The organism is Microcystis panniformis FACHB-1757, from assembly GCF_001264245.1.
Taxonomy (GTDB): Bacteria; Cyanobacteriota; Cyanobacteriia; order Cyanobacteriales; family Microcystaceae; genus Microcystis; species Microcystis panniformis.
Window position 1 is genome coordinate 2,536,812 of the sequence record NZ_CP011339.1, and the last position, 14,183, is coordinate 2,550,994.

The 14,183-nt window shown below is 39.5% G+C and carries 16 protein-coding genes and 9 pseudogenes; 13 read left to right on the forward strand and 12 right to left on the reverse strand.

What is annotated here, in order from left to right:
• Nucleotides 1-94: 94 nt before the first annotated feature.
• The 4 genes and pseudogenes from VL20_RS28380 to VL20_RS12285 all read left to right on the forward strand — a co-directional run.
• A pseudogene (locus VL20_RS28380) lies at nucleotides 95-758 on the forward strand (IS1 family transposase); the annotation flags it as partial.
• Between the two features lie 155 nt (nucleotides 759-913).
• Nucleotides 914-1,741, forward strand: a complete 828-nt coding sequence (locus tag VL20_RS12275) for a hypothetical protein (RefSeq protein WP_249264881.1) — start codon at nucleotides 914-916, stop codon at nucleotides 1,739-1,741.
• Nucleotides 1,742-2,136: 395 nt separating this feature from the next.
• Nucleotides 2,137-2,665 (forward strand): annotated as a pseudogene (locus VL20_RS34060) (REP-associated tyrosine transposase).
• A 416-nt stretch (nucleotides 2,666-3,081) separates the two neighbouring features.
• Nucleotides 3,082-4,018, forward strand: a pseudogene (locus VL20_RS12285) (IS110-like element ISMae40 family transposase).
• Between the two features lie 158 nt (nucleotides 4,019-4,176).
• Here VL20_RS12285 and VL20_RS12295 read toward each other — a convergent pair.
• A complete protein-coding gene (locus VL20_RS12295; protein ID WP_002789772.1) occupies nucleotides 4,177-4,419 on the reverse strand; it encodes a DUF2283 domain-containing protein in 243 nt (80 codons plus the stop codon).
• Between the two features lie 400 nt (nucleotides 4,420-4,819).
• On the opposite strand from VL20_RS12295, the gene VL20_RS31155 reads away from it, so the two are divergent.
• The 3 genes and pseudogenes from VL20_RS31155 to VL20_RS34065 all read left to right on the forward strand — a co-directional run.
• Entirely contained in the window at nucleotides 4,820-4,987 is a 168-nt protein-coding gene (locus VL20_RS31155) for a hypothetical protein (RefSeq protein WP_155119825.1), read from the forward strand.
• Between the two features lie 127 nt (nucleotides 4,988-5,114).
• Nucleotides 5,115-5,858 (forward strand): annotated as a pseudogene (locus tag VL20_RS12305) (IS5 family transposase); the annotation flags it as partial.
• 186 nt (nucleotides 5,859-6,044) lie between these two features.
• Nucleotides 6,045-6,167, forward strand: a pseudogene (locus VL20_RS34065) (IS5/IS1182 family transposase); the annotation flags it as partial.
• A gap of 677 nt (nucleotides 6,168-6,844) precedes the next feature.
• Here VL20_RS34065 and VL20_RS32640 read toward each other — a convergent pair.
• The gene (locus tag VL20_RS32640; protein WP_052275239.1) at nucleotides 6,845-7,057 is read right to left on the reverse strand and encodes a hypothetical protein; all 213 of its coding nucleotides are present in this window, start codon (nucleotides 7,055-7,057) and stop codon (nucleotides 6,845-6,847) included.
• Entirely contained in the window at nucleotides 7,032-7,865 is an 834-nt protein-coding gene (locus VL20_RS31725; protein ID WP_284525807.1) for a transposase, read from the reverse strand. Before VL20_RS31725 ends, VL20_RS32640 begins: the two co-directional genes overlap by 26 nt.
• A 151-nt stretch (nucleotides 7,866-8,016) precedes the next feature.
• Between VL20_RS31725 and VL20_RS12315 the strand changes: the two genes are divergently transcribed.
• Nucleotides 8,017-8,193 carry a hypothetical protein gene (locus VL20_RS12315; RefSeq protein ID WP_284526128.1) on the forward strand — a complete coding sequence of 59 codons (177 nt, stop codon included), beginning with the start codon at nucleotides 8,017-8,019 and terminating at the stop codon, nucleotides 8,191-8,193.
• Between the two features lie 51 nt (nucleotides 8,194-8,244).
• Here the strand turns inward: VL20_RS12315 and VL20_RS31160 are convergent, their stop codons facing one another.
• Entirely contained in the window at nucleotides 8,245-8,502 is a 258-nt protein-coding gene (locus tag VL20_RS31160) for a hypothetical protein (RefSeq protein WP_158499345.1), read from the reverse strand.
• A gap of 106 nt (nucleotides 8,503-8,608) precedes the next feature.
• Here VL20_RS31160 and VL20_RS12320 point away from each other — a divergent pair, with 106 nt between their 5' ends.
• Complete coding sequence (locus tag VL20_RS12320; protein ID WP_002755782.1) at nucleotides 8,609-8,908, forward strand: hemolysin XhlA family protein; 300 nt, start codon at nucleotides 8,609-8,611, stop codon at nucleotides 8,906-8,908.
• 62 nt (nucleotides 8,909-8,970) lie between these two features.
• Here the strand turns inward: VL20_RS12320 and VL20_RS28405 are convergent.
• Both VL20_RS28405 and VL20_RS12325 read right to left on the reverse strand, forming a co-directional pair.
• Nucleotides 8,971-9,180, reverse strand: a pseudogene (locus VL20_RS28405) (type II toxin-antitoxin system HicA family toxin).
• A complete protein-coding gene (locus tag VL20_RS12325; RefSeq protein ID WP_052276659.1) occupies nucleotides 9,177-9,377 on the reverse strand; it encodes a type II toxin-antitoxin system HicB family antitoxin in 201 nt (66 codons plus the stop codon). The pseudogene VL20_RS28405 and the gene VL20_RS12325 overlap by 4 nt, the downstream one beginning before the upstream one ends.
• Before the next feature lie 54 nt (nucleotides 9,378-9,431).
• Between VL20_RS12325 and VL20_RS32645 the strand changes: the two genes are divergently transcribed.
• The 3 genes from VL20_RS32645 to VL20_RS12330 all read left to right on the forward strand — a co-directional run bounded on the left by VL20_RS32645 (nucleotide 9,432) and on the right by VL20_RS12330 (nucleotide 10,536).
• Complete coding sequence (locus tag VL20_RS32645; protein WP_260441292.1) at nucleotides 9,432-9,557, forward strand: hypothetical protein; 126 nt, start codon at nucleotides 9,432-9,434, stop codon at nucleotides 9,555-9,557.
• A 199-nt stretch (nucleotides 9,558-9,756) separates the two neighbouring features.
• A complete protein-coding gene (locus VL20_RS32650; RefSeq protein ID WP_284526129.1) occupies nucleotides 9,757-9,879 on the forward strand; it encodes a hypothetical protein in 123 nt (40 codons plus the stop codon).
• A 216-nt stretch (nucleotides 9,880-10,095) separates the two neighbouring features.
• Complete coding sequence (locus VL20_RS12330) at nucleotides 10,096-10,536, forward strand: REP-associated tyrosine transposase (protein ID WP_128575202.1); 441 nt, start codon at nucleotides 10,096-10,098, stop codon at nucleotides 10,534-10,536.
• 262 nt (nucleotides 10,537-10,798) lie between these two features.
• On the opposite strand, the gene VL20_RS12335 is transcribed toward VL20_RS12330, so the two are convergent.
• Both VL20_RS12335 and VL20_RS28410 read right to left on the reverse strand, forming a co-directional pair.
• Nucleotides 10,799-11,773, reverse strand: a complete 975-nt coding sequence (locus VL20_RS12335) for an SH3 domain-containing protein (RefSeq protein WP_052276660.1) — start codon at nucleotides 11,771-11,773, stop codon at nucleotides 10,799-10,801.
• A gap of 310 nt (nucleotides 11,774-12,083) precedes the next feature.
• Nucleotides 12,084-12,239: pseudogene (locus VL20_RS28410) on the reverse strand (DUF1214 domain-containing protein); the annotation flags it as partial.
• A 38-nt stretch (nucleotides 12,240-12,277) separates the two neighbouring features.
• On the opposite strand from VL20_RS28410, the gene VL20_RS28415 reads away from it, so the two are divergent.
• Nucleotides 12,278-12,972, forward strand: a protein-coding gene (locus VL20_RS28415) for an IS1 family transposase (protein ID WP_128575271.1) whose coding sequence is annotated in 2 segments (ribosomal slippage) — nucleotides 12,278-12,620 and nucleotides 12,620-12,972 — 696 coding nt in all. Because the reading frame shifts where the segments join, the coding sequence is not laid out codon by codon here.
• Nucleotides 12,973-12,998: 26 nt separating this feature from the next.
• On the opposite strand, the pseudogene VL20_RS32655 reads toward VL20_RS28415, so the two are convergent.
• From VL20_RS32655 to VL20_RS33775, 4 genes and pseudogenes are all read right to left on the reverse strand, one after another.
• A pseudogene (locus tag VL20_RS32655) lies at nucleotides 12,999-13,094 on the reverse strand (DUF1214 domain-containing protein); the annotation flags it as partial.
• Between the two features lie 255 nt (nucleotides 13,095-13,349).
• Nucleotides 13,350-13,688 carry a DUF2442 domain-containing protein gene (locus VL20_RS12345; protein ID WP_052276661.1) on the reverse strand — a complete coding sequence of 113 codons (339 nt, stop codon included), beginning with the start codon at nucleotides 13,686-13,688 and terminating at the stop codon, nucleotides 13,350-13,352.
• The gene (locus tag VL20_RS28425; RefSeq protein WP_002792623.1) at nucleotides 13,642-13,899 is read right to left on the reverse strand and encodes a DUF4160 domain-containing protein; all 258 of its coding nucleotides are present in this window, start codon (nucleotides 13,897-13,899) and stop codon (nucleotides 13,642-13,644) included. Before VL20_RS28425 ends, VL20_RS12345 begins: the two co-directional genes overlap by 47 nt.
• A gap of 180 nt (nucleotides 13,900-14,079) precedes the next feature.
• Nucleotides 14,080-14,179: pseudogene (locus tag VL20_RS33775) on the reverse strand (DUF29 family protein); the annotation flags it as partial.
• Between the last annotated feature and the right edge of the window lie 4 nt (nucleotides 14,180-14,183).

Sequence of the window (14,183 nt, forward strand, 5' to 3'; positions counted from 1 at the left end):
TCCTGTCTGGCTTACTCAAATATCAGTCTAGCACCGAACAAAGTACCCCCTTCACCTCCGTTCCCCTGTCAAGCGTTGTGGTTCTCACCATCGGATCAAGAATGGTTCTATTCCTAAGGGAAAACCCAAACGTCAAAGTAAAGAATGTGGTCGTCAGTTTGTGAGCAATCCCACTAATAAAACCGTCTCTGACGAAACCAAACAATTAATTGATAAACTCTTGCTCGAACGAATTTCCTGACGAGGAATTGCTAGAGTAACAGGGGTAAGTTGGTCATGGTAACAAAATTATGTCAACAATAAACTGGCGGCTGTCCCCCGTCAAATAAAGGTTTCGGACAAACCAAAAGGTAAATTGGTTAGAGAATGTGATAAAATGTGGTCTTTGGTTTTTTCTAAGACGATAAAGGTCTATATTTGGCGGTTAATTGATAGAAAGACAAGGGAAATTATTGGTTGCTATGCGCGGAGATAGGAGTCGTCAATCAGCCAAAAAACTTTGGGGCCAGTTTACCAGGCGTTTACCGACAATGTGCGGTTGCTTACACAGACTTTTGGGAGTCCTATAAGACAGTAATTCCTAGTAAACGTCATCGGGCAGTAGGTCAAGAAACTGGTCAAACTAATCCTATTGAAAGATTAAATAATACCTTTCGACAAAGGATTTCTCGGTTGGTGAGAGAGAGTCTATCTTTCTCTAAAAAAATGGAGAATCACGTTGGGGAACCCTTTGGTATTTTATCCATGACTACAATGCACAGCAAAGCAAAGGATTAAGCCGCCATCACTACTACCGAATCACCACCGTCAATTTATTCTGGCAAACCGTCAAATTCGTAATAAATTTGTCATCCTCTGTGAAGGGGAAATCAAAAAAAATGCCGGCAGGTTATCTCCTCAATCCTATCGAGCTATGGAAGATTTTCCCGATGCTAATTTTTATAGAGCTTGTGTTCCTAGGGATTGGAGACAAAAGATACCGACTTTTTTTAACTGTGGTGATAGAAATGATGTTTTAAATACTTACTTTAATCTTTTGCGTTTGCATGAAGAGAACCCAGAAGCTTCTTATTTAAATCCCCAGCAACTGTTCGCTATCGTCGATTTGGACTTACAAAAGAAAGATTTAAAAGATTTAGATGATTCCTATCCATTTAAGGATTTAGAGCAAATTTTTGAGGACTTATATGAAAAATCACTGATTAAAGTCAATCGGGTTAGACAGCATAGAATTTGGGTGACGGGATTGATTCATAAAGAGTCCTATTTTATTTTCCCCGATATTCATATTCAATCAATTCTTAGCGAACATTCGGCTGTTTATCGAGATTCCGCTGCTAGACTAGAAAATATTTATCTTGATATGGCAGATAAAATTAAGGATGATGCCGATTTAAAAGATAATTTTTCCAGAGTTAAAGGGAGAATCTCTCATTGTCAAAACCTAGAACTATCGGAAGTGGAGAATTTACAGGTATCTTGGCAAAAACAATATCAAGTTAGCCACGACAATAGCCAATCGGAATTAGTGCTGGCTCTGTTGACTATCAAAAAAGCGAAGCAATATTGGTTAGAAGTTGAACCTCCAGAGGACAATACATCACCCCCAGAAAGATATAGAGAACAACTGGCACTACAAATAGGAAGATTTTATGCTGACAATAGCGATAATCCGGGCTGCCATATTTCCCATCTCCTCAAACTGCTGAAGCTAGAACTCAACCCCAGGGAGCAGGAATAAATTTAATCGCATTATTTGACCTAAAAAAAGAGGGTTCGCAGGCAGGCACGGATTTCCATTCTATATATAAGTATCTGTCAAGGGCGGGGATTTGTCAAGGTTTTTTTGGGAAAAAATCTGCCAGAATTTGACCGGCAGGATAAGAGATTGTTTCACCTTTGCCTGTGAGCTACAATAAGCAGATGAGCAAGAGGATAGGATTACAGGAGTTTTAACAATGCGGTTACTACGGGTTCAGGTTCCTGACTTTCGAGTGTTAAAGAATATTGATCTTAGTTTCGAGAAAGACTTTTTTCCTCAGATATTCCCTATCGGTAGTTTGGTAGGTTGGGTTGAGGCACGAAACCCAACGCCAGTTGCGTAAACACCAATCCAATAAATGTTATTCTAACTTGGTGCAATACCGTAGAGCAAAAACACCTAGAGCCACTTATTTTTTTACAGTTGTGACATACAATCGTCACAGAATTTTGTGTGAACCTGAAAATGTGGATTGACTACGAAATGCTTTTAAATATGTTATGCGACAACATCATTTTAAGATTGATGCTATTGTCATTTTACCAGATCCCATTCATGCTCTTTGGACATGGCCTGAAACGGATGCAGATTTTTCAACTCGTTGGCGATTAATTAAAAGTTATTTTAGCCGTCAATGTCATTCTCAATATCAGGTTAAAATTTCAACATCTCGACAACATAAAGGAGAAAAGGCTATTTGGCAACGTCGCTTTTGGGAGCATCAAGTTCGAGATGATTGAGATTTTGTTAATCATCTCGAATACCGTGCATCATGGATTAGTAAACGCTCCGAAAGATTGGCAATATTCCAGTTTTCACCGTTAGGTTGAAGAAGGAATTTATGATCAGATGTGGGGAGTTTCAGAAAAGCTGATCTTTGATAGTGATATTGGTATGGAATAAAATGTAGAAGTGAAACCCAAAAAATTAAGGTAAGAAATAAAAGCAATGTTGCGTTTCGTCACTAATATCGGTATGGAATAAAATGTAGGTTGGATTGAACGAAGTGAAACCCAAAAAATTAAGGTAAGAAATAAAGGCAATGTTGGGTTGCGTTCCTTAACCCAACCTTGTATCTTGAGAAGTAGGCAACCCGTCCCAACCTAGGTAAAAAATACCGCTTTGTAGCTTGGGTGCCTATATTCTGAAAAAGGGCGTGGACATCCAGTTCAACCGAGGTGCTTGACACCGTTGGGTAGCCACCGGAGCCACGCCGTCATCCCGAGGAGACAAGCTCGAACAATCGCCCTTAGGATTAACCTCGTCTTCGCAAGGACGAGTTACCAAAGGGACAAAATAACTTAACCCCAGCATAAACGATGACAGAAGAAAAAACATGGGTAGGGATCGATGTCAGTAAAGAGGTTCTAGATATCTACGTGTTGCCGCAAGGTCTGACCTTGCAACAACCCAACAGCGACGTTGGCGTTCAATCGCTGATTGAACAATTACATCCTCTCTCACCGAGTTTGGTGGTGGTGGAATCGACGGGTGGATTAGAGCGCGCACTCGTATCGGGCTTACAAGCCGCCACCATACCGGTAGCGATCGCCAACCCCCGCAAGGTCAAAGGGTTTGCGACGGCATTGGGGAAAGCAAAAACGGACAAATTGGACGCACAGGTAATCGCTCAATTCGCACGAGCCGTGCAACCCCAACCCCAACCCGTGGTTGCCCCCCAAGCCCAACAATTGAGCGACCTAGTACGACGACGACAGCAGTTGGTGGAGATGCAGGTGGCGGAGAAAAACCGCCTCAGTCGTGCGTCTGAGACGGTGCAACTAGATATCAAAGCCCATATTGAGGAAATCCAACAGCGTATTGAAAGCCTCAACGAGCAGATTCAGTCCCTCGCCCAACAGCAAGCCGATTGGCAAGGCAAAAATGAAATCTTACAATCCGTTAAAGGGATCGGCAAAGTTTCATCTGCCCTATGTTTGGCGGAATTACCCGAGATGGGAACACTCTGGCGAAAAACAGATTGCCCGGCTGGTCGGGGTCGCTCCTATCAACCACGATAGTGGCCAGCACAAGGGTAAACGCATGATTTCGGGGGGACGCACCTCGGTTCGCTGTGGCTTGTACATGGCCACATTGGTAGCCATTCGTCATAACCCGGTGATTCGGAAGTTCTACGAACGGTTGTTGACCAATGGCAAGTTGAAAAAGGTGGCCTTAGTTGCCTGTATGAGGAAATTGCTGGTTATCCTCAATGCCATGATTCGTGATAATAAATGCTGGCAAGCACCCGCTTAGTCCAGTTTTCCGAACAATTTCATCGCTGACAAAACGGATGACTGGTGCCGTTACTTTGTCTTGCCTATTTGGGGTACAAAAGATTTTCTTTATTCCCCTTGACTTTTAAGACAATCGCTACAGGCGATGCGATCGCACTACAGGATCAGCGATCACCTTTATCGAGAAGAAATAGCTACCTGCACATTCGGAGAAAAATTCTCGATTTTTCGAGAAGCATTAAGAATTTCAATCCCGATTACATTACCTGCTTGATCATAGTCAACAATAACCCCCGGACTGATTGCCTCACTTTCTTCTACGGGTGTGTCATGCCAGGTAATTGTTAAAACGTCAACTTCAGCATCATATTTAGCTTTCATTTGATAGCTGCCTATATTTTCTAAGTTTACTGGTAACATATAGTGTAACAATTTTTTGAGGCTCAACTAAGTCATTAATGTAAATTCTCAGAAGATAAGTTTTATTGTTAATGGCGACAAACGTACCTTGATAAACTTTGAGTCCATCTTCTTCTAAAATTTGCTCAGGATTATTGAGGATGTCCTGCAATATTTTTCAAGAGATTTGGCGTTGAATAATTTTTTCTTCGGCATGGTGACTTAAAATAAAGTTCACGAGGATTTCGGAGTATTTTTTTGTAAGGGATTAGGGTTCTTCGGTTTGTTTTATGCAATGGACGGGGTTATAAGGAATGAAACCTTTATAGATACAGACATTGCCGCAATTTTTGTCAATTGTTTGCGATCTGGAGCGAACTAATCAATTAAATCTCTTGCCAGATAAGGATTGAGTCGATTTATGCCCCCACATCGAACCATACCAAGTCCCGAAGAGCCACCTACAAGATCGCTTCTCCTCCTCATCAAAAAGCGATCGCTCCTCCCCCTGACCAAAAAGCGATCGCCCTTTGCGTTCCTATCCCAAGCGGCAGCTTTAAAGTTTAACCAACAAGATGACAGCGAATAACAATAGACCTCTTGCATAATTTTTTTATGGTATAATATAAGGCTTTGCTTTTTTCTCAATTCTTAGATTGAAGTGGAAAAAAGAATAAAATGTGATCTTAGGTCAGGAAATCATCTATAATTTTGCTATGTTTATTAGCAAAATTATGGATTATCAAAACTTATCAGATGAACAATTCAAACGCCGTTTCGGTGTGTATAAACAAACATATAGAAAGATGGTAGAATCAGTAAAAAGTGTTGAAGCCGACTCTAATTCACCATCTAAAAGGGGGCCGAAACCTAAACTATCTATAGAAGAACAAGTTTTAGTAACGTTAGAATATTGGCGAGAATATAGAACATATTTTCACATTGGTACAAGCTGGGAACTATCAGAATCAACTATATGTCGGATTGTAAATAAGACGGAAAAAATGCTTTTACAATCGGGAAACTTCCGTTTAAAAGGAAAAAAAGCTTTACTCAATCAAGCAGAGATACCGGTCATAACGGTAATGGATGTAACGGAAACTCCCATTGAACGCCCCCAAAAGAAACAGAAAGATTTTTTGGGGGGTAAAAGAGGTTATCATACTTTAAAATCCCAATTAGTAGCTGATCAAAATACCGGGGAAATTATCTGTGTCTTTTGTGGGAAAGGTAGAGGTCATGATTTTAGTTTATTTAAAAAAAGTCGAGTTCGTTTTCATCCTTTAACTACCAGCATAGAAGACAGTGGTTATCAGGGAATAGCTGCATACCATAGTAATAGTTATACACCGAAAAAGAAATCGAGAAATAGAAAATTAACATAGTTAGAAAAAGAGTATAACAAGGCTTTAGCCAAAGAAAGGATTATCATTGAACATATAAATAGGAAACTCAAAATCGGCTCTTCGGTTTGTGTTATGCAATGGACGGGGGTTATAAGGGATGGAACCCTTATAGAGAAAGGCATTTAGCGATTTTTGTCAATTGTTTTTGCTCTAGAGCGAACTAATCAATTAAGTCTCTTGCCAGATAAGGATTTAGTCGATTTATGCCCCCCTATCGAACCATAACAAGTAACGAAGAGCCTCAAAATCTTTAAAATCTTATCCTGTAAATATCGGAATCGTCGTCGAAGATATAGTTTAAGAGTTAACTTGTTGGCGGCTATTTATAACTGTGAGTTAGGGATAGGTATAGCAGCTTCTTAAAAGTTGCCTAAAGATTAATCAAGTCAAGGAGAATTTATTCTCAATTTTTATAATTGAGATAGTTTGTGCCGCTTAAATAAAGAGGTTTTGATAACCAAATTAAAGCAGCTCTAAAGAGTTTTGAGTTAAAAGTTAAACTTCAAGTTTTCATTCAGGACGAATGTACTGGTTAACTATTTTTTTGGGGAAAATTAGTTAACCCATCATTATAACATATAATTAATTTGCAAGAGGTCTAATCAATTTGGTGTGTTACATTTATAATATAGATATTTCAAGTAAAAATCATTTCACCAACAGATCATGCTTAATTCTATTAACGCATTATTTGACGGAAAGGTCTTTCATCCAGAGCAACCCGTTAGATTGAAGGCTAATACCTGACTGACGGACACATTTTTCAATACAAAGACAAGTAAGTAGTCATGCAAAATTAATTACCTGCCCGATCGAGCTAAAACCCTTACGGGGCAATGATCGTCATGTGTAAATAATTTTGCCTAGGTACTTACTGTTATGTGAAAGCCTCAAACTCCTGAATAAAAGAAAAGGTAATTTTGCCATAATAATCCTGACGAGCTTTGCGAGAAGAGCCAACAGGGAAAAGGGTCAACAGAAAATAAGTGGTCAAGTCGCAAGAAGGGACGCGCCTTATGAACAACTCCCGCCAGCCAACGTCAACCAATTTTCAAATAACTCAAACCACGCCGAAAATGAGCATCAACCTGACGGCGAGAGCCAGATTGTTGAACCGCCATGCCAGTTAAAGTAGCAAAGAGAATAGAAATGGCAACAATGAGATAGAGACGTTCTAAACAAGCAGCAGAGCGAACACGAGAATGTTCCCAGTCAAAAACGCCCGATTTACTGCCCTTGAAAGAGATGTTCAATGGGAAAACGAAGACCATACTGCCAGAAGGTGTCAAGGGTAGGAGGTTCATCGCTCAGAATTGCCCAATTATCCTTAACCCCTGGAACAGAGGCTAAAGCAAGATGAGCAGTGATTCTAGCCTCCTGCCAGACTTGAACGTTGCGATCAAAGCAGGCTTGCCGTTTGGGAGGATAGAGTTCTCTGACCTCATAGCCAAAACCCCGACGGCGAACACCGTAAATGAGGGTATCGCAAGGTAAGCGAAGACACCAATGCCAAGTATTTTTCCTGAGCCATTGAATTAATTGCTGATTGGCAAAGCCTCGGTCGGCTAACAGCATGACATTCTCAAAGCCCTGAAGATAGCCTTTGGCTCTGTCCAACAAGGGTTCGTATTTCTCAAAAGCTAGGCTGGCACTACCATGTTCTAATCCCATCCACATCAAGGGGACGGCTCTCCCCCCGCAGACCACCGCTAGATAGACAAAGCAGTATTGATTCCACAACAGAGTGGTATCTATTGCTAGATACAGTCTTTCCCCCTTCTCCTTCCAAGTCTCGATGGCTTTCAATATTAAGGGGATGTATATCTTTTCCACCGCTACTCTTCCATTCTGGCAAAAGCGATTCCACCGTCTCTGATAACTATTGGCTTGTTCGGCTCTGCTTTGTACAAAGGGTTCCCATCTGGCTTGATTGAGACTTTGACTACTGAGTAGGGCTGTCACCATCCAACTGAGGACGGTTAAATGTCTTTTATCCACAAATCGGCTTCCTTGTTCTAGATAGGAATAAACTTGGGAGAAGATTCTGTTCTCGGTTTTCATCTTGTAGGGATTCTTGCTTTTTCCCTATCTACCCAGATATTTTTCTTTTTGGCAACCCTTGTCTTGTCAGGTTTTGACCCACTTGTGTCCGTCAGTCAGGATTGGCAATGCTTTATCTAAACAAAAATATCGCTCTAAGTCAATTAAATTATTGTCCTCATTAGAAAAGGACAAAACGGTGACAGTTATTCCCTTATCGGAAATTCTCTATCAAAAAGCTTTTCAAATATATTGTCAAAGAAACGATAAAAATTGGGGAATTGTTGACTGTATTTCTTTTATTGTAATGGAAGAGCGTAGAATAACGGCTCTTCTCGACTTTGTGTGATAATTTTTGCTTATGGAATCGTGAAATGCTTATCGGGTAACACTTTTAGGACTATTTTGTCGAAGAAACTATCAGTATAGACCTCGTTTCCACACAGAAACCAGAAGAGCCGAATAACGGAAGCATTAACAACGGATATTCATTTTCAGCAAGCTGGTTTTCGAGCTTTGTTGAGAGATTAATCTCAGGGCAGGCGATCACCATTCCCACATCACCCAAAAGTGATCGCCATTCCCAAAAAATTGCTCCTCCCAAAAGCGATCGCACTTTCAAGCCAAAATGATCGCGGTTTTCAAGTTTAATCAACAAGATGACGGCGATCGCATTATTTTTTTAGATATTTTGAGAAGAGGCCGTTCTCTCAGCAAAAAAATAGATTAAAATGAGTGTGTCAGCCTGATTAACAAAATGAGTTATGCCAACACCGACTATCATCGAAACGGATTTGCGCGAAGTTCTAGCAGAAATGAATCAGAAGCTAGATACAATTTCTAAAGATGTGAATCAAGTACAGATTCGATTGGCTACTGTAGAAACCAAAGTTGATAATGTAGAGAAACGATTGGATTCAATGGATAAGCGATTCGATAAAATGGAATTACAGATAGAAAAGGTAGAAAGCAATCAGGGCAATCAGGTTTGGGCTTTGATTGGGATTTTGTTTACGGCGGTAGTGGCAACGTCTATCCGTTTTGTTTTAACAGCTTTACCCTAGATTTCAAAAGAAAACCTGATCGCGTTTTTAAGATTTAATCAACACGAAAACAGCGATCACCGTTATCTCAAGTCATCTTCGGTCAGATCAGCATCTTTCAAAATACTCTTAAGAGTACCAATTGGTAAATCTTTATTGCCATGAACAGGAACGGATAAAATAACTTTCATTCCCTGTTTTGTATAAATATGATGACTACTACTAATGCGTTTTAACTGCTAACCATAACGTTCAATAATTTTACAAAGGGCTTTGCCAGAAATAGATTTCATAATGATAATTCGACTAGCTCTTTTTCTGCTTCAATTTCTGTTTCATGACTTGCAACTTCAAGCCATCCTTGAACTGCATCTTGCAACATTTCTAATAATTGTTCGTAGCTTTCTCCCCAGGTATGACAGCCTGGCAATGCAGGTACGGAACCGCACCAAATACCATCTTCTTGCCAGATTAGAGCTTTAATTTTCATGTTATTTTCAAAATATTTGCCTAATTTTACTATGATAATAGAAAAATACGATATGTGATCGCCATTCCCACATCACCCAAAAACGATCGCCTCTCCTCATTCTCAAAAAGCGATCGCCTTTCCTCATTCTCAAAAAGCGATCGCCCTTTGCGTTCCTATCCCAAGCAATGGCAATTTTAAAATTTAATCAACAAGATAACAACGATCGCACTTTCAAAAGCCAAAGGAATTGCGGTCTTAAAGTTTGGTAGTTTGGTAGGTTGGGTTGAGGCACGAAACCCAACGCCAGTTGCGTAAACACCAATCCAATAAATGTTATTCTAACTTGATGCAATACCGTAGAGCAAAAACACCTGGAGCCACTTATTTTTTTACAGTTGTGACATACAATCGTCACAGAATTTTGTGTGAACCTGAAAATGTGGATTTAAGTAGTCATGCAAAATTAATTACCTGCCCGATCGAGCTAAAACCCTTACGGGGCAATGATCGTCATGTGTAAATAATTTTGCCTAGGTACTTACTACGAAATGCTTTTAAATATGTTATGCGACAACATCATTTTAAGAGGCTCTTCGGTTTGTGTTATGCAATGGACGGGGGTTATAAGGGATGGAACCCTTATAGAGAAAGGCATTTAGCGATTTTTGTCAATTGTTTTTGCTCTAGAGCGAACTAATCAATTAAGTCTCTTGCCAGATAAGGATTTAGTCGATTTATGCCCCCCTATCGAACCATACCAAGTAACGAAGAACCTTTTAAGATTGATGCTATTGTCATTTTACCAGATCACATTCATGCTCTTTGGACGTTGCCTGAAACGGATGCAGATTTTTCAACTCGTTGGCGATTAATTAAAAGTTATTTTAGCCGTCAATGTCATTCTCAATATCAGGTTAAAATTTCAACATCTCGACAACATAAAGGAGAAAAGGCTATTTGGCAACGTCGCTTTTGGGAGCATCAAGTTCGAGATGATCGAGATTTTGTTAATCATCTCGAATACATCCATTATAATCCCGTGCATCATGGATTAGTAAACGCTCCGAAAGATTGGCAACACTCCAGTTTTCATCGTTATGTTGAAGAAGGAATTTATGATCAGATGTGGGGGGCTTCAGAAAGGCTGATCTTTGATAGTGATATTGGTATGGAATAAAATGTAGGTTGGGTTTCGTCGTATCAACCGACAAGATCAACTAAAATTTTTCAAAAATTCGGTGGGTTGGGTTAAGGAACGCAACCCAACAAATTAAAAGATAATGGTGTTAATTCGTTTTGGAAAGGGGATATTTTCTGTGTAGAAATGTTGGGTTTCCTTTCGTCAACCCAACCTACAAGATCGGCGATCGCACTACAATATCAGCGATCGCACTTACATGATTGATGATTTTGGCGATAAGGCGATAAGTTCATGAAAATTAGAACAAGCGAGTTATCCAGAAAAATAGTCCTCGTAATCCTAAACCCGTGAAGCTAATTACACTCAAAACAAATAGGCTCTTTTCCAAAGGCGTTGATCCCGGTATTCCATCGATTATCATGTCTATTGTGCCTATTTCAGTACACCTATTGATAAGTCCTATCATTGACTCCCGACCGTTGACAGACCCATACTTATCTTTCCAGTCTATAGCTTCTATAATTTTCTCTCGATCAGTTCTGGGTAATTTTCCCCAGCCTGATTCACAGTAAGCATCTGGATGTGTTCCATAAGCAAATTTACGGAAGGAATCGGGATTAAGCTCTAATTCTCCAAAAGCATCAGGATTAGCGACTAATTTATCTTCTATTTTCTGTTGTAAAGCTTTACCTACTTCTTTGATAAATTGCTGTCCTTTTGCAGTAAGAGTAGGAGATGTATCCTTCACAAATATATTCAGATATTTATCTCCAAATCCTAAGTAATAATCTGGTGCTTCTTTGCCAGGATTTCTTTTAATGAAATCGTCGTAACGGAACTGGTAGTAATCTAGATTTCCTAAAGATTCGGGTGGATAAGGAGTAGGAAGACTAGAACCATAATCAGCGCAACTTGTTGAACTTGTTTCTTCAAAAATATCAATACAGTCAGGCATGACCCATCCTTGTAGTTTAGTATCTTGATCAAATACCAAATACCAAAGATGCTCTGCTTCATCTGTAACCCAGGCAAACTTTCCTGTAGGTGGAATCCGAACAACGTCAATATTAGTACCTGATTTCAAACAATGAATAATCTTGGCATTTATTGATGGTTGCGTTCGGAAATTAACACAACTACTACCTCTTACTTTATGAGAAGAAGTTTCACCCTCAATTTTTTGTGCTACAACTGGTACAATTACATTTATATTAAGATAAGCCGTTAACAAGCCTAACAGAATATTGAGATTAAAAATAGATACTTTAATCATTAATATAACTCTCCGATTCAAAAATTTAAATTTTCAGGGTTTTCATAAATTGACAGGATTATCAGCGCGTAAATTTTCAAGATATAATTTGACCGCTTCTGTGATGTTTGCGATTGCGTCCTCAAAAGAATACCCTTGATTGCGATCGCCGATCTTTTGGGTTGGCTTAAGGAACGCAAAGCAGCTACGAGAAATAATAACCTAATTGTCGAGTTACTGCAATCACTTTTTCTGAATGAAGTTTGATCGCCGAACTTTATCACCTCAACCCAAGCAACAGATCGGCGATCCAGCCATATTCTGGATAGGACTACTTCAATAACTCGATTTCCCCTGGTCGCCAAGTCTTATCAAAGCAAGGCTCAAGCGGGCCATAAAGCCGAAGAATCGTATTCCAACCCGTGCCCGGATTTGTCTGCACCCAATTATTTTCCTTACCCGCAAGCGGTTTCGGCCCGAAATAAATGGCGTTGCATAATAGAGATATGAATGGAGGAAATCAAAATGCAATGCCCTGAATGTAAATCTACCCATATCCGTAAAAATGGCATCAATAAACAAGGTAAACAAAATCATATTTGTGTAACCTGTGGCCGTCAATTTATTGATAACTATGAAAAACAGAAAGGCTATGACGAAAAAACGAAGCGAGAATGCCTAACTGCCTATGTTAATGGGATGGGATTTAGAGGAATAGAAAGGCTAAAGGGAGTTCATCATACGACCGTAATTAATTGGGTAAAATCTGTGGGAGAATTATTGCCAGTCGCCTATGACCCAGAAACAATTCCTGAAGTAGGGGAACTGGATGAATTGGAAACCTTTGTTGGCTCAAAAAAAACAAAATCTGGGTGTGGACAGCCGTTGACCACTTTAAAAAAGGAATTTTAGGTTGGGTAATCGGAGATCATAGTAGCGAAACGTTTCGCCCATTATGGGAATTAGTTAAGTCTTGGGGATGCTATTTTTATGTGAGTGATGGATGGTCAGTTTATCCATGTTTTATAGCAGAGGGCGACCATATAATTAGTAAGACTTATATGACCAGAGTAGAGGGTGAGAACACACGTTTAAGACATTATCTAGCCCGATTGCATCGCAAAACACTCTGCTATTCTAAGTCTACAGAAATGTTAGGATACTCTATTCGTTTATTAATTCATTATCTGAAGTTTCAAGAAGTGCCTATTCCTTACTGATTCATAGCTTAATTCAGCAACGCCAAATAAATATCCACAGAACCATCGGCATTAACCAAAAGTCCCTTAGTCTGACTACCGACACTGGGAAACTGTTGATCTGTCTGAATCATTGATCGCATCTGGTTACTGTAAAGAATCACTGACCAGAATAGTAGCACGCTAGGATGTGTTAGCGTAACGCAGAATAATTACAAATTCGTCATGATTAAAAGCAAAAAAGCGCGTTAAGTAACTATTTTTTAAGTCAAGACGGCAATTAGCGATCGCCGCTCCTGATCAAAAAGCGATCACACCATGAGAAGAAAACCTGATCGCACTAAAGGCCAAAATAATCGCAAATCAGATAATTATTGTTAAAAAAACAATTTGGTACGTTACATTTTATTAGCGTACCCTACAGGATCACCGACCATACTAACCGGTTGCTTGTTGAGAGCAATTTCAAATAAAAATTCAGGGGCAAAGTCTGCTCCGTTTGGCCATTCTATTGTCCGACTATTTACATATACTTTTTGAAATAAGCTTTTATCTTTTAAAGGTTCAAAGATTTCTCCATACAATTCTTGTTCTAAATCTACAATCCCTTCTATTCCATTATTAAAGGTTAGCTTTAATTGATACTTATCCAGATATTCCACACAGATAACATGAAGAAATAGCTCCTTTTTAGGGAAGGGGATCGATTCTGTTAAGAGGTTTTCTTTGACGCGCATTTTCCCAGTTCTCCAATAGTTCAGATTGGTGTAGATCAAGCCACTCCCATATTAAATTTAGTCCTCTTTTGGGCATTTGACCACAAACTTCACCTGTGTGAATCATTATAACCGCTTCATAATCTTGATACTCGGCATGGATATGAGGCGGATTGTGATCGTTATAGTTCATGGTGATTTTTATTCCATAGAAGCTTGATAGAGTGGGCATGAGTAAGAATAGTAATAAAGGTTGCTTTCTAAAAGTTTGCCCCCTATTGTAAGCTATCGCCCTTGGCGTTCCAGCAATGACAATCTTAAAGTTTAATCAACAAAATAACAGCGATTACATTGAGCCTAGTCATAGTGAAATTTACAACTAATAATAATAATTTTTGTCTCTGTTGGTTCCCCAATCCAATACATCTGTCTGTGCTTTGTCGCAGTTGTTTGGCCGTTTCTTCTAACCAAGCAAGATAGTCTTGTTCGTATAAGTCTTTAGCGCTGGTCAGGTAT

Coding starts and splice junctions, on each gene's coding strand:
- VL20_RS12345 (WP_052276661.1), bottom strand. CDS start 13,688: ATGCGCGTCAAAGAAAACCTCTTAACAGAATCGATCCCCTTCCCTAAA.
- VL20_RS28425 (WP_002792623.1), bottom strand. CDS start 13,899: ATGCCCACTCTATCAAGCTTCTATGGAATAAAAATCACCATGAACTAT.
- VL20_RS31725 (WP_284525807.1), bottom strand. CDS start 7,865: ATGAAAACCGAGAACAGAATCTTCTCCCAAGTTTATTCCTATCTAGAA.
- VL20_RS12275 (WP_249264881.1), top strand. CDS start 914: ATGGAAGATTTTCCCGATGCTAATTTTTATAGAGCTTGTGTTCCTAGG.
- VL20_RS12335 (WP_052276660.1), bottom strand. CDS start 11,773: ATGATTAAAGTATCTATTTTTAATCTCAATATTCTGTTAGGCTTGTTA.
- VL20_RS12330 (WP_128575202.1), top strand. CDS start 10,096: ATGCCCCCCTATCGAACCATACCAAGTAACGAAGAACCTTTTAAGATT.
- VL20_RS12320 (WP_002755782.1), top strand. CDS start 8,609: ATGCCAACACCGACTATCATCGAAACGGATTTGCGCGAAGTTCTAGCA.
- VL20_RS31155 (WP_155119825.1), top strand. CDS start 4,820: ATGCCCCCACATCGAACCATACCAAGTCCCGAAGAGCCACCTACAAGA.
- VL20_RS12295 (WP_002789772.1), bottom strand. CDS start 4,419: ATGTTACCAGTAAACTTAGAAAATATAGGCAGCTATCAAATGAAAGCT.
- VL20_RS12325 (WP_052276659.1), bottom strand. CDS start 9,377: ATGAAAATTAAAGCTCTAATCTGGCAAGAAGATGGTATTTGGTGCGGT.